Origin of the sequence: Agrobacterium sp. NPDC090283 (assembly GCF_044769685.1) — a bacterium.
In the GTDB taxonomy this organism is placed as follows: Bacteria; Pseudomonadota; Alphaproteobacteria; order Rhizobiales; family Rhizobiaceae; genus Agrobacterium.
In genome coordinates this window covers 335500-349433 of record NZ_JBIVYG010000004.1, presented here as the reverse complement: position 1 = coordinate 349433, position 13934 = coordinate 335500, and the positions used below count along the sequence as shown (strand labels likewise).

The 13934-nt window shown below is 60.7% G+C and carries 12 protein-coding genes and 1 pseudogene; 2 read left to right on the top strand and 11 right to left on the bottom strand.

Translation table 11 applies throughout. The annotated features are described in order from the left end of the window. Positions 1-3 precede the first annotated feature (3 nt). The 11 genes and pseudogenes from ACIQUH_RS08975 to iolD form a co-directional block, all read right to left on the bottom strand. Complete coding sequence (locus ACIQUH_RS08975; RefSeq protein ID WP_400813863.1) at positions 4-888, bottom strand: GntR family transcriptional regulator; 885 nt, start codon at positions 886-888, stop codon at positions 4-6. A gap of 93 nt (positions 889-981) precedes the next feature. Beyond that, the gene (locus ACIQUH_RS08970; RefSeq protein WP_400813860.1) at positions 982-2481 is read right to left on the bottom strand and encodes a tripartite tricarboxylate transporter permease; all 1500 of its coding nucleotides are present in this window, start codon (positions 2479-2481) and stop codon (positions 982-984) included. 7 nt (positions 2482-2488) lie between these two features. Continuing rightward, positions 2489-2962 (bottom strand): tripartite tricarboxylate transporter TctB family protein, encoded by a 474-nt coding sequence (locus ACIQUH_RS08965; RefSeq protein ID WP_400813857.1) that lies wholly within the window; start codon positions 2960-2962, stop codon positions 2489-2491. A 53-nt stretch (positions 2963-3015) separates the two neighbouring features. After that, positions 3016-3987 (bottom strand): Bug family tripartite tricarboxylate transporter substrate binding protein, encoded by a 972-nt coding sequence (locus tag ACIQUH_RS08960; RefSeq protein WP_400813855.1) that lies wholly within the window; start codon positions 3985-3987, stop codon positions 3016-3018. Positions 3988-4169: 182 nt separating this feature from the next. Next, a pseudogene (locus ACIQUH_RS08955) lies at positions 4170-4754 on the bottom strand (isocitrate lyase/phosphoenolpyruvate mutase family protein); the annotation flags it as partial. 22 nt (positions 4755-4776) lie between these two features. Next, the gene (locus ACIQUH_RS08950; protein ID WP_400813852.1) at positions 4777-5301 is read right to left on the bottom strand and encodes a GNAT family N-acetyltransferase; all 525 of its coding nucleotides are present in this window, start codon (positions 5299-5301) and stop codon (positions 4777-4779) included. Between the two features lie 182 nt (positions 5302-5483). Beyond that, positions 5484-6647: a Gfo/Idh/MocA family protein gene (locus ACIQUH_RS08945; protein WP_400813847.1), complete on the bottom strand. Its 1164-nt coding sequence runs from the start codon at positions 6645-6647 to the stop codon at positions 5484-5486. Next, complete coding sequence (locus ACIQUH_RS08940) at positions 6647-7705, bottom strand: sugar phosphate isomerase/epimerase family protein (RefSeq protein WP_400813844.1); 1059 nt, start codon at positions 7703-7705, stop codon at positions 6647-6649. Before ACIQUH_RS08940 ends, ACIQUH_RS08945 begins: the two co-directional genes overlap by 1 nt. 4 nt (positions 7706-7709) lie before the next feature. After that, positions 7710-8522, bottom strand: coding sequence for an SDR family oxidoreductase (locus ACIQUH_RS08935; protein ID WP_400813842.1), 813 nt, complete (start codon positions 8520-8522; stop codon positions 7710-7712). Next, positions 8519-9412: a myo-inosose-2 dehydratase gene (gene iolE / locus ACIQUH_RS08930; protein ID WP_400813839.1), complete on the bottom strand. Its 894-nt coding sequence runs from the start codon at positions 9410-9412 to the stop codon at positions 8519-8521. Before iolE ends, ACIQUH_RS08935 begins: the two co-directional genes overlap by 4 nt. Before the next feature lies 1 nt (position 9413). After that, positions 9414-11285 carry a 3D-(3,5/4)-trihydroxycyclohexane-1,2-dione acylhydrolase (decyclizing) gene (iolD, locus tag ACIQUH_RS08925; RefSeq protein ID WP_400813837.1) on the bottom strand — a complete coding sequence of 624 codons (1872 nt, stop codon included), beginning with the start codon at positions 11283-11285 and terminating at the stop codon, positions 9414-9416. Between the two features lie 105 nt (positions 11286-11390). Here iolD and iolG point away from each other — a divergent pair, with 105 nt between their 5' ends. Both iolG and ACIQUH_RS08915 read left to right on the top strand, forming a co-directional pair. Continuing rightward, the gene (iolG, locus tag ACIQUH_RS08920) at positions 11391-12398 is read left to right on the top strand and encodes an inositol 2-dehydrogenase (protein ID WP_400813833.1); all 1008 of its coding nucleotides are present in this window, start codon (positions 11391-11393) and stop codon (positions 12396-12398) included. A 3-nt stretch (positions 12399-12401) separates the two neighbouring features. Next, positions 12402-13832: an NAD-dependent succinate-semialdehyde dehydrogenase gene (locus ACIQUH_RS08915; protein ID WP_400813830.1), complete on the top strand. Its 1431-nt coding sequence runs from the start codon at positions 12402-12404 to the stop codon at positions 13830-13832. The last annotated feature ends 102 nt before the right edge of the window (positions 13833-13934 follow it).

Genomic DNA, 13934 nt, shown 5'->3' with positions numbered 1-13934 from the left:
ACGTCAGACCTTCGGCGCCTTGATGCGGCTTGCGCCCATGATGTGGGTGAATAGAAACGCCGCAGCCTCGTTTCGTCGCCCGTCCTCAACGAGATCGAGGATATGGAGATGCTCCGCCGTCTGCTTTGGCAGACGGCTGCGGTCGATGGTGATGTGATATTCGATGAGACGGCGAAGCCTGTTGATCCGCTTGATGGAGTCGAGAAAGAACTCGTTGCGGGAGCATGCGACGAGCATCTCATGGAATTCGTTGTTGGCCTTGAAGATATCGGCACGCGACCAGGTCTCGAAGCCACCGTCACGCAGGGCGGTCTGAACCTCGCGGGCGCGCTTCAAGCCCTCGACGTCGGGCTCGAACGTCGGCAACAGCATCGCCTGCTGCTCGATCACGGCCCGGAATGCATATCCATCCTCGTAACTCTGTCTGGACGTCAGAGCCTGGCGGAATGCCCACCCGTTCCCCGGCAGTCGCTCGATCCAGCCTTCGTCAGCGATACGATGCAGAACTTTCAGGAGACGCGTTCTCGGGACGTCGTAGAAGCGCATCAACTCGTTTTCGCTGACGCGCTCCTCAAGCTTGCCCGACAGACGGTCTTCGGCCATACGGAAATAGATTGCCTCGTCGCCCGCCGTGTCCATATCGTCGTTGGCGGTTTCAAGCGCGATATTCTCAGCGTCGACGGCAAGGAAGTAGCCCCTGTTTGGCTCCGCCCGGACGATGCCATCTCCTTCGAGTTTCTGGAGAGCGCTCAGGATCGGTGCACGCGAGACCCGGAACGTGTCGGCCAGCATCTGCAATGGCAGGTGCTGGCCCTGCTGCATGCGGTTCGTCTGCACATATTCGATGATGTTGCTGCTGATCTGTGGTACCAGGCTTTTCCTAGCCATCCGCCGCCCTGTCCTGTTCGTCGCATGCTCGCGATGTCCCTTTAAGGAACATCGCGCCATGTTACCATAGCGCGATGGGTCGATGGTCGCCACTCAATCCTCGTCCTGCTGGAAACGTGACAGCCCGCGGAAAATGAACGGTGCGACGAGAGCGACGACCGCGATCCCGATCATGATGGCCGAACTCGGATGTTGTAAGAAGACAATCGGATCACCGAGACTCATCTGAAGCGAGCGACGCAATGCGCTGTCGGCAAGAGGCCCAAGAATAAGGCCAACGACAGCAGGGGCGATCGGATAATCGAAACGCCGCATGAGAAATCCGACGACACCGAATCCGGTCAGCAAGAGCAGTTCGACGACGGATGGATTCGCCGCGATCGTTCCCATGGAAGCGAAGACCAGAATTCCGGCGTAAAGCCATGGAAGCGGGATTTTCAGCAGTCTGACCCAGAGGCCAACCAGCGGCAAATTAAGCACCAGCAGCATCACGTTGGCGATGAACAGGCTCGCGACGAGGCCCCATACGAGATCGGCGTGCTGAGCGAAAAGGAGCGGTCCTGGTTGAATGTTATATTGCTGGAATCCCGCAAGCATCACCGCCGCCGTCGCGGACGTAGGCAGGCCGAGCGTCAGCAACGGTACGAGCGTTCCTGCCGCAGAAGCATTGTTCGCCGCTTCGGGGCCCGCAACGCCCTCAATCGCGCCTTCGCCGAATTCCTCGGGTTTGCGGGACAGCTTCCTTTCGATGTTGTAGCTGAGGAATGTCGGGATTTCCGCGCCGCCTGCCGGAAGCGCGCCGATCGGAAAACCGATGAAGGTTCCGCGCAACCAGGGCTTCCACGACCGGCTCCAGTCCTCTTTCGTCATCCAGATCGATCCCTTCACCGGGATCGGCTTTTCCGGCCTGTAGAGATGTCGGGACGCCACGATCAGGGCTTCTCCTATGGCGAACAGGCCGACCGCGAGCGTCGTCACCTCAACCCCGTCGAGAAGTTCAGGGACGCCGAAGGTCAGACGTGCCTGGCCCGTAAGCTGGTCTATGCCCATAAGACCGAGCCAGAGGCCAAACGCCAAGCTCGTCAGACCACGGAGCGGCGATGATCCGAACGTCGCCGAAACAGTGACGAACGCAATCAGCATGAGGCCGAAATAGTCCCACGGCCCAAACTTGACCGCGACTTTAACGAGGACGGGCGCGAGGAAGGCGAGGCCGACCGTTGCGATCAGGGCCGCGACGAAAGATCCGATTGCGGCCGTGGCGAGCGCCGGACCGCCCCTTCCCCTGCGCGCCATCTGATTGCCTTCGAGCGCGGTCACCACCGACGCGCTTTCCCCCGGCGTATTCAGAAGGATCGCGGTCGTCGAACCACCGTACATCCCGCCATAATAGATGCCCGCGAACATGATGATGGAACCGCCGGGATCGAGTTTGAAAGTGACGGGAAGCAGAAGCGCGACCGTCAGCGCCGGGCCGATACCGGGAAGCACGCCGACCGCCGTGCCGATAATGACCCCGATTGCCGCGTAGATAAGGTTCGCGGGATCGATGGCAATGGCGAAGCCCTGGAAAAGATAGATGAGGGTGTCCATGGCGACCTCAAAACAGCCGCTCAAGCGGGCCCATAGGCAACGCGAGCGTCAGAAGCTTGTTGAAAAGAAGGAAGATGATGATGCCGAGGATCGCGCCAAGACAAATATCGGTGACGAATGCCTTGCGGCCGAAAGCGCGCGCCGTGAAGGCGAAAAGCAGCGTCGATCCCAGAATGAACCCGCCCCCTGCCCAGATGGACACGATCAGTCCCGACAGGGCAAGACCGATCCAACCGACGGCCTTCCAGTCGACTTCCTCGTTCTCGACATCATTCGGCTTGAACGCGCTGATCAAATGGCCGGCCGCCAGAATTGCAAACAGGATCGCAACGAAATATGAAGCCGCGGTGGCACTCATTCCGTATGTGGCCCGTACGACCATTCGGCTCGCGTCCCAGTAGGTCACGGCGGCGATAGCGAAAAGCACGATGGCGATGACCGCCGCGGGGCGGTTGTGGATAAAGGCTGTTTTGCTGGTCATTGTTTCCTCGTCGCCGGGATGCCGCAGACGGGGCATCCCGGTCTTGGGAGAAATCAGTCGGCAAGGCCGATGGACTTCAGAATGCCGTGCACGCGCTCGGTCTCCGAGCCGATGAACGTCTTGAATTCACCGGATGGCGCGTAGTAGTCGGTCCAGCCGCGCGTCTTGAGAACCCCCTGCCATTGTTCGGATTTTACCGTCTTCTCTACGGCAGCCTCGATAGCCTCGAGGTCAGCGCCCTCGACGCCGGGACCTGCGAAAACTCCGCGCCAGTTGACGAGTTCGATATCGAGACCCTGTGCCTTCAACGGCTTGGCCTCGATTCCTTCGATAGGCTCGGGATAGGAGATAGCCAGAGCGCGGAGATCGCCGGACTTGATCTGGCCTTCCCATTCACCGTAACCGGAAACGCCTGCCGTCGCCTGCCCGCCCAGCATGGCAGCCAGGGATTCACCGCCGCCGGAGTAGGCGACGTAGTTGATCTTCGCGGGATCTTCGCCAGCGGCCTTGGTGACCAGCGCAGCAAGGATGTGGTCCGCGCCCCCTGCGGAGCCGCCGACCCAGATGGCCTTGGCAACGTCAGTCTTGATGGCCTTGAGCAGGTCATCCATGGTTTGGATCGGGGAGTCCTTGGGAACGACGATGACGAGCGGATCGCCTGTCAAGCGGGCGACCGGCGTGACCTGCGTAAAATCCACGGGCGACTTGTTCGAGATGCTGGCGCCGACAAGGGTAATGCCCGCGACGAGGAGTTGATTGGGACTGCCCTTTGCCGACCCGACAAACTGCGCCAGCCCGACCGTGCCGCCGGCTCCCGGAACGTTGACGACCTGCACGCTCTTTGCCGCCCCCGTGGCCATCATGACTTCCTGGAGCGAGCGGGATGCCGAGTCCCACCCGCCGCCGGCTCCGGCCGGAGCAGTGATGGTGAGCTCAAGACCCTGCGCCATCGTGGCGTTCGCCCCCGACATCGCGGCAGTGGCGGCGATGGTTGCAGCCACGAGAAATTTTCTGAGATGAAGCATTGCGACGATCCTCCTTATCGCGTGAACCCACCTCCATGGGTATGACGGGAAGAAACTGCATTATATAATCATAAAAGTAAATGGGTATTCCATGCTTCTTTGTGAAGCGATTGGTCGCAGCCGGTCAGGCTCGCATACAGTCAGTCACGGCTCATTCCCTCGCTCGCCTGTTTCGATGCTGCTCATCGGGCATCCAGCTGACGCTTCCATGCCTCCCGCGCTTGGGGAAGGCTGCTTGCTACGATGCTGGCATCGAGCGCTTCATAACTTGCAAGGTCGATCAGATCGTAGAGTTCGGCACGGGTCTGCATCCTGTGGATGGCATCCGTCACGCCTCCCCGGCGAGCAAGCTCAGCATAAAGTTCCTGCTGCGCCTTGCTGGCGACCCGGAGCGATGAGATGGGCCAGATAACCATCCGGTAGCCGAGCGCCTGCAGCGCGTCGGCCGTCATGGGGGGAGAACGACCGAATTCCGTCATATTGGCCAGAAGAGGTGCGCCATCCATAGCGGCTGCGAAGTCGGCGAACATGGCCTCGGTCGTCAAGGCCTCAGGGAAGATGGCGTCCGCTCCGGCCTTCACATATAGACGAGCATGATCGATCGCCCGTTCCATTCCTTCATCGGCCACCGCGTCTGTCCGTGCGACGATCACGAGAGACCGCCGGGCCCGGGCCGCCGCCGCAATTTTCGCGGCCATGTCCGCAGCGGTGGCCAGCTTCTTGTCGTTCAGATGACCGCATTTCTTCGACAGCACCTGATCTTTCATCGTCCGCCTGGACCGGGACCGATCACCTTTTCTCGCTGATATATAGATAACGATCTACGATAATTTCGCTTTCCCCAAGCCGTTTCTGATAAATTTCTTTTCTGTCATGCACCCTTTCCGCAACCCTTTGTGAAGGAATGTTTTCAGGCGTGGTGATGCTGACCACCCTGGGCAAACCAAGGTTGTGAAAGGCATAGTCGCGACAGGCGATGGCCGCTTCAGTCGCCAGACCCTTTCCCCAGAAACCGCGCCAGAGATGATACCCTATTTCCGGCTCAAGGCCCGCAGGGGTCCTCTGAAGCGTAATTCCACAATCGCCGATAATCTCTTCCGAGATCGAATCGACGACCGCCCAGAGACCGAAGCCATGCCGGTCGTAACTATCGAAAGCCAGTTCCTGAAACCAGGCAAGGGTTTGTGAAGGTGACTTGGTACTCGGATAGAATTGCATGCAGTCCGGGTCAGCATAGATCCGGCTCAATGCGGCCAGATCAGCGCTCTCGACTTTCCGCAGATGTAATCGTCTGGTCCTTATGATGATGGACACGCGAACCCCTCCAGCGCCATGTCGCACCCTGCCCCCACACCTTTATGAAAGCAACACCGCCCGTCCTTCCCGCCATTCTCGGTTCAGTGGAGGGCGTGGCAGAGAAATTCACACAACCTTTCGGACCGGCATGGCCTGTCCGAAAGGTCGATTTCCGGCAAAATCCGTCCTTGGCTGCACGCCTATACCGCCACCGGGGTAATCCAGCGCGGATCGGTGCTCTCGGCGCTGTCCACCACCGCCTCCACGAAGGCGACACCCTTCAGCCCGTCATAGGCAAGCGGAATGTTGCGGCCGATGGCATCAGGCTCTCGGCCCGCCTTGCGGGCACGGATGGCTTCCGCGAAACCGGCATAGAGGTTGGCGAAGGCCTCCAGATATCCCTCCGGGTGGCCGGGCGGAGTGCGGGTTCGAACCTTCGCATCTTCGGAAAGATCATCCGCGCCCCGCTTGATGGTCTGCACACGCCCGTTAAGCGGCGTATAGACGAGTTCGTTCGGCTGTTCCTGAAACCATTGCAGCGAACCCGTCGCGCCGAAAACCCGCAGACGCACGCCGTTGGAATTGCCGAGCGCCACCTGCGACGACCAGAGGAGTCCCCGCGCGCCGCCCTCATAACGCATCATCACATGGGCATTGTCATCCAGCGCCCGCCCCGCCACGAAAGTGGCGAGATCGGCGGTGAGCGACTGCAGTTTCAGCCCGGTCACGAAACCGGCCAGATGATAGGCATGGGTGCCGATATCGCCGATGGAGCCGCCGCGGCCGTTCTTCTTCGGGTCGGTGCGCCATGCCGCCTGGGCATTGCCCTGCTGTTCGATGGCCGTCGCCATCCATTCCAGCGGATATTCCACCTGTACGGTGCGAACCTCGCCGATCTCACCCGCCGCGACGCGCGCACGCGCTTCATGCACCATCGGATAGCCGGAATAGGTGTAGGTCACCCCAACGAAGCGGCCGCTTTCCCGCGACAGTTTCTCCAGCGCGATGGCATCTTCCAGCGTCGCGGTCAGCGGTTTTTCGCAGATCACGTCGAACCCTGCCTCGATCAGCGCTTTCGCGATCGGATAGTGGGTGAAATTCGGTGTGCAGATTGCGACCGCATCGACACGATCCTCGCGGGCAGCCTCGCCGGTAATCAGCTCCTGATAGCTGCCATAGCTGCGGGCCGGGTCAAGCCCTTCATTGATCGCAAAGGCGCGGCCCCTTTCGGGATCGACATCGAAGGCCCCGGCCACAAGCACCCATTTGCCGTCAAGGCGTGCGGCAAGACGATGGATATTGCCGATGTAGGCGCCCTGACCGCCACCGATCATGCCCAGACGAAGTGGTCTTTCGATAGTCATTATTCCTCCAGCCCCAGCATGGCGCGGTTGGCATTGCGGTTCGCGCCGGATTTGACGAAGTCGTCAAAGGCGCGGTCCGAGACGCGGATGATGTGGTCAGCGATGAAACGCGCGCCTTCAGACGCCCCGTCCTCGGGATTTTTGACGAAACATTCCCACTCCAGCACCGCCCAGCCATCAAAGCCGTAGGTCGTCAGCTTGGTGAAGATCGCCCCGAAATCGACCTGCCCGTCGCCGGGGCTGCGGAAGCGGCCGGCCCTTTTGGACCAGGGCTGATAACCGCCATAGGCGCCTGATTTTCCGTCTGGACGAAACTCGGCATCCTTGACGTGGAAGGTTTTTATCCGCTCGTGGTAATGGTCGATGAAGGCGAGATAATCCATTCCCTGCAGAACGAGATGCGAGGGATCATACATCAGGTTCGCCCGGGGATGCTCCTTGACCTTGTCGAGAAACATCTCCCAGCTGTGGCCGTCATGCAGGTCTTCGCTGGGGTGGATTTCATAGCAGACATCCACACCATGGGCGTCGAAATCATCGAGAATCGGCGTCCAGCGGCGGGCAAGCTCGTCAAAGCCTTCCTCCACCAGCCCTTCCGGCCATTGCGGATAGGGATAAAGATAGGGCCATAAAAGCGCCCCGGGAAAAGTCACATGGCGGTCGATGCCGAGGCGGTTTGAGGCGCGGGCGGCAAAGCGCAGCTGTTCCTCGGCCCATGCCCGACGCTTTGCGGGATTGCCGCGCACATGTTCCGGCGCAAAACTGTCCATGATCGCATCATGGGCGGGGTGCACCGCCACAAGCTGCCCGGTAATGTGAGAGGCAAGTTCGGTGATCTCCAGCCCATGCTCGCCGAGCATGCCCTTCAGATCATCACAATAGGCATCGCTTTCCGCCGCCTGTTTCATGTCGATCAGACGCGTATCCCAGGTGGGAATCTGCACGCCCTTGAAGCCCTTGGCCGAGGCCCACGCCGCCAGCGAGGCAAGCGAATTATAGGGCGCATCATCGGCCGCGAACTGCGCCAGAAAGACACCCGGCCCCTTGATGGTCCGCATTATCTTATTCCTCCAGCTTTTTCGCCGGCACAGGCGCGTCGTCGTAACCGCCATAGACCGACTGATCGAAGGGGATAACCGCGCCCGTCATCATGCCACTGTCGTTGGAGGACATCCAAAGGATGGCGCGGGCCACTTCGAGCGGATCGAGGATGCGCCCGAACGGCTTGGCCGCCGCTGCACGGTCGATGAAATCGGGATCGCCAGTTTCGGAAAGGACAAGCTTGCGCTCGTGATCGGAATTCATCCAGCCGATATCGAGCTGGTTCACATGGATACGATGGCGCATCAGCGAAAAGCCGGCATGACGGGTAACGGTGGCAAGCGCGCCCTTGGACGCCGCATAGGGCGCAAGGAAAGGCTGGCCTGTCAGACCCGACATTGATCCGACATTAACGACACGACCCTCGATCCCCTCGCGGATCATCACCTTTGCCGCATCCTGAATGAGAAAGAATGGCGCACGCGTATTGACCGCAAACATCCGGTCGAAAAGCTCGGGCGTCGTGTTGAGCATGTTGCCGCGATCCGTCAGGCCTGCCGCGTTAACGAGGATATCGACCCGACCGAAGCGTTTGTCCGTCGCCGGAATGATGCTGCGGACATCATCGATATCGCCGAGATCGGCCGCGACCATCTCAACCGGCACGCTTGATTTCTGCGTGATGGCATCCGCGACCGCCTGTCCTTTTTCCACACCGCGCCCGACGATGACGATCCCCGCCGCGCCCGCCTGCGCAAACACCTGCGCAACGGCTGCGCCCAGACCCTGGGTTCCGCCGGTAATAACGGCGATCTTTCCTTCAATACGGTTCATTTCACGACCTCATATCCAGCGGCGTCCATCACGCGCAGCAATTCCTTGTGCCCCTTGCGGGCCATGTCCAGCGGCGGGTTCCTGATCGGGTCCTGCTCCGCCTCGACCACGAACCAGCCCTCGTAACGTTTCGACGCCAGCGCCTTGACGATTGCCCCGAAATCCAGGCTGCCATCACCCGGCACGGTAAAGGCGCCCTTGATAACGGCATCGAGGAAACTCTCCCGGCTCCTGTCCAGCCCATCGACAACCTCACGCCTGATATCCTTGGTGTGGACATGGGTAATGCGTGCATGGTGGTTTTCGATGACACGCATGACATCGCCGCCCGCAAAGGCCATGTGCCCGGCATCAAACAGCAGGGGAACGGAGGAATGCTTCATGAAAAGATCGAGTTCCGGCTCGGTCTCCACCACGGCCGCCATATGGTGATGGTAAGAAATCGGCATGCCCTTCGCCGCGCACCAGTCGGCAAAGTCGGACATCTTGCGGCCATAGGCCGCCATGCCGGCCTCATCGAGCCGGGGCTTCGTGGCAAGCGGTGCGGAGCGCACGCCCTGAATGGAGCGCGCCGTTTCACCATAAACGATGCAGGGCGCACCGGCGGCGATGAAGAATTCCATCTGCTGCGCGATGCGGTCTTTCTCCACCTCGATGTCGCCATCCAGCAGCAGGCCGGAAAACCAGCCGCCGCACACCGATATGCCGTAGCGGTCGAGGATCGGCCCGAGCTCCGCCATATCCATCGGAAACCGGCGCCCGGTCTCCATTCCGGTAAAGCCGGCTTCGCTTGCCTGCCGCAGGCATTCCTGAAGGCTCACATCATCGGAAAGCTCGGCAAGATCGTCATTCCACCAGGCAATCGGCGCGATACCAAGTCTTGCTTTCATCTCAGACCCCCACTCGCTGTGCCTTGCGGATGTTTTCCTGCGCGGCGCGGGCGGCACGCACTGTCTCGAAACTGGAGACGGAGGGAACACCGACATCCCAGTCGGCGTCGCCCGGCACCCATTTCCACGCATCGGAAACGATGGAGATGACGGTCACGCCGTCATTGCCCTGCGCCCAGATCATCGCGTCTTCAAGATCGGCAAGGCTCTCGGCCCTACGCGCATGGGCGCCCATGGCTTCCGCATGCTTGACGAAATCGACATGCAGCGGATTTTCCCTGTCCCTGACGCGGCAATCTGCCAGCAGATTGTTGAAGCCGGGAACGCCCTTGGCCTGCTGCAGACGGTTGATGACCGCATAGCCGCCATTATCGCAGACCACCACGATCATCCGGTGCCCGGTAAGCGCGGCCGAATAGATATCGGAGTTCATCATCATGTAGGTGCCGTCACCCAGCATGACGATTGGAACGCCGCCGGCACCACCCGGCCCTTCCTGCGCCATGGAGCAGCCCCAGCCGGCAGCGATTTCATAACCCATGCAGGAAAACCCGAATTCGCAATCGAACGTATTCGGGTTCTTGACCCGCCAGCCCTTGGTCACCTCACCCGGCGTTCCGCCCGCCGCCGCAATCAGCGTATCTTCGGGCCGCGCAACCCGGTTCAGCACGCCAACCACCTGCGCATAGGAAGGAACCGGCGCATTGGTGATGCGCTGGTGTTCGTCAAGCAGATTGTCCCATTCGGCAAACAGCGTTTTGGCCCGCTGCATATGGGCGTCGTCGGCCTTATAGGCACCGAGCGCGTGGTCCAGATCATCGATTGTCTCCAGCGCATCGCCGACCACGGAAAGCGCCCGGTGTTTCACCGCATCGAAGCGGGCGGCGTTGACGGAAATGAACTGCGCATCACGGGAGAAAGCCGTCCAGGAACCCGTGGTGAAATCCTGAAGCCGGGTACCGATCGCCAGCACGACATCCGCCTCCTTCGCCAGCGCATTCGCCGAGGTTGATCCGACGATGCCGATCGGCCCGGCATGGACCGGATGGTGATGGGTGAGCGCGCCCTTGCCGGCGATGGTTTCGACCACGGGAATGCCGCGCTTTGCAGCGAAATCGGCAAGGCGTTCTTCCGCCAGCGAATAACGCACGCCACCGCCGGAAATGATGAGCGGACGTTTCGCCTGCGCCAGCAGCCGGGCGGCAGTCGCCACAGCGTCACGGTCAGGACGCGGCCGAGGAATTTTCCAGACCTTCGGTTCAAAAAAGACTGCCGGATAATCGAAAGCGATTTCCTGCGTATCCTGCGCAAGACCGATAAAGGCCGGGCCGCAATCGGCTGGATCGAGCATGGTGGCAACCGCCTGCGGCAGCGATTGCAGCAATTGTTCCGGCAGCACGATCCTGTCCCAGTAACGCACCACGGATTTGAACGCGTCATTGACGGTGAGGGTCGGATCGCCGAAATGCTCGACCTGCTGCAGAACCGGGTCCGGCAGGCGGCTTGCGAAGGTATCGCCCGCAATGAGGAGAACGGGCAGCCGGTTGGCCATCGCGACGCCGGCGGCGGTCACCATGTTCAGCGCTCCCGGCCCAATCGAAGTCGCAGCGACCATGATCTGCCTGCGCCGCTTTGCCTTGGCAAAGCCGATTGCGGCAAGCGCCATGGATTGTTCGTTCTGCCCGCGCCAGGTCGGCAACTGGTCCTGCACCGTCTCCAGAGCTTCGGAAAGGCATGTGACATTGCCGTGCCCGAAAATGGCGAACACGCCTGCAAACAGGGGAACGCGCTCTCCGTCGATCTCGGTAAACTGGTTGCACAGGTAACGTACTAGCGCCTGGGCCATGGTCAGGCGTAAGGTCTTCACGGTCATCTCGCCTCCTCCTGCGGATGGTTGTTGATATGTTTTTGGAATACATATTGACAAATTCGGTACTTTGCAATGATTATTGCCAAATACCTCGGGAGGAAAATTTCAATGCTGAGAATTGCAGTGCTTGGCGTCGGCCGTATCGGCCGCATGCATGCGGAAAACATCGTCGCTCATCCACGCGCGACACTGGCTGGTGTCTTTGATGTATACGAGCCCTCGGCGAAACAAATTGCCGAAAAGCTTGATGTGACACGATTTGAGTCGGCCGAGGCGGTTTTTGCCTCGTCTGAGGTCGACGCCGTGCTGATCGCCACCTCAACGCCCACCCATGCGGATCTGCTGGAAAAGGCGGTTGCCGCCGGAAAACCGGTGCTTTGCGAAAAGCCCATCGATCTCTCCCTCGACCGCGTCAACGCCTGTGCAACAAAAATTGCCGGCAGCGGCGTGCCGATCATGCTCGGCTTCGTCCGGCGTTTTGACAGCGGACACCGCGCCGTGCGTGAGGCCGTCGAAAACGGAACGATAGGCGATCTCCATCAGGTCGTCATCACCTCGCGCGACCCTGGCATGGCGCCCGCCGCCTATATCGAAATGTCGGGCGGCATTTTCCGCGACATGACGATCCATGATTTCGACATGGCCCGCTTCATTCTGGGTGAAGAGATCGCCCAAGTCTCGGCCACCGCTTCGCGGCTGGTCGACCCGGCGCTGATGGAAAAATGCGACGACTACGACACCGTGACCGTGGTGCTGAAAACGGCTTCGGGCAAACAATGCACGATCAGCAATTCGCGGCGCGCGGTTTATGGCTACGATCAGCGGGTGGAAGCCTTCGGAAGTGCCGGCATGGCGATTTCCGAAAACCGGACGCTCAATCACCTGCGCCTCCACACCGAAAGCGGCACCGACCGGGCAGCACCGCTGATGAACTTCTTCATCGATCGTTATGCCGATGCCTTCGCAGCGGAAATCAGCGCCTTCGTCGATGCGGTGGAACAGGGCAAGGCACCGGAGGTCGGCTTCGAAGACGGCCGGCTGGCATTGCTTCTCGCCGAAGCGGCGATCCGCTCTGTCGCCGAGGGGCGCACCGTCAACACAAGCGAGATCGGGTAAGCCATGTACGCGAATTTTGGACTTTTCATCAATGGCCGCTGGCTTGCCGGTGCCGCAACGGGAGAGGTCGTCTCTCCGGTCACCGGCGCTGCGCTCGGCGAGGTGATGCTTGCCAGCGCCGATCAAACCCGCGATGCGATTGACGCGGCGGCCGCGGCCCTTCCGAAACTGCGCGCCATGGGCGGCTTCGCACGTGCCGAAGCGCTGCACCGGGCAGCCGACGAAATGTTGCGCCGTGCCGATGAGGGCGCGAAGATGATCTCGCTGGAGACCGGCAAACCGATTGCCCAGGCGGGCCGTGAATGGACGCTTTCCTGTGACCAGTTCCGCTGGTTCGCCGAAGAAGCGCGCCGCATCTATGGCCGCATCGTCGACAGCCGGGTGCCCGGCGGTCGATTTGAGGTGACCCGCGAAGCCGTCGGCATCGTCGGCGCTTTCACCGCCTGGAATTTTCCGGCCGCCCTTCCGGCCCGCAAGCTTGCCCCGGCGCTCGCCGCCGGATGCCCCGTCGTGCTGCGCCCCTCATCCCAGACGCCGGGTGTCGCCATGGTGATGGTCGATTGCCTGAGGGCAGCCGGCTTTCCCGATGGCGCCGTCAATCTGGTTGTCGGTTCGACCGCCGATACCTATGGCCCTGTTATGGCGGACAAGCGCGTGCGCAAGGTATCGCTGACCGGCTCCACCCGGGTCGGCCAGCAAATGATCCGTGACGCTGCTGAGACCGTGAAGAAGGTCTCTATGGAACTGGGCGGCAATGCGCCCCTCATCATTTATGACGATGCGGATCTCGACAACGCGCTCGATCTTGCCGTGCCCACCAAATTCGCCAATTGCGGCCAGGTCTGCGTCACGCCGGATCGCATCTTCGTTCACGAGAGCCTGCACGACGCCTTTGTCGATGGTTTCGTGGCCCGTGCAGCGAAGATCAGGCTCGGTGACGGGCTTGATGCCGATACCGGCATGGGTCCGCTCATCAATGCCGGTCGCCTTGAGGACATCGAGGCGGTGGTCGCCGACGCCGTGCGCGCCGGTGCAAAAATCGCCCATGGCGGCAAACGCCCGTCGCACCTGAACCACGGTTTCTTTTTCGAGCCCACCGTGCTGACCGGCGTGACGGACACGATGAAGGTCTTTGCCGAAGAGAATTTCGGGCCGATTGCCGCGATCACCCGTTTCAGCACCGAGGAAGAGGTTCTGGAGCGGGCCAACGCCTCCGACATGGGCCTTTCCGCCTATGCCTTCACCCGTTCTCCGGACAGGGCACGGCGAACGGTAGCGGCACTGAAATCCGGCATGGTCGGCATCAACAGCTTCGCGCTCGCCGCATCCGAAGCGCCTTTCGGCGGCACCAACCATTCCGGCATGGGACGTGAGGGTGGTATCGAGGGGATAAGCGATTATCTCGAAACCAAACTCGCCCAGATCGTCTTTTAGAGCATTTCCAGTAAAAGTGCGCAGCGGTTTTACGTCCGGAAAATGCGGAAAAACAAAGGGCTAGAGCACATCCGACGATTCCGTTTACATGCTCTAGCGACA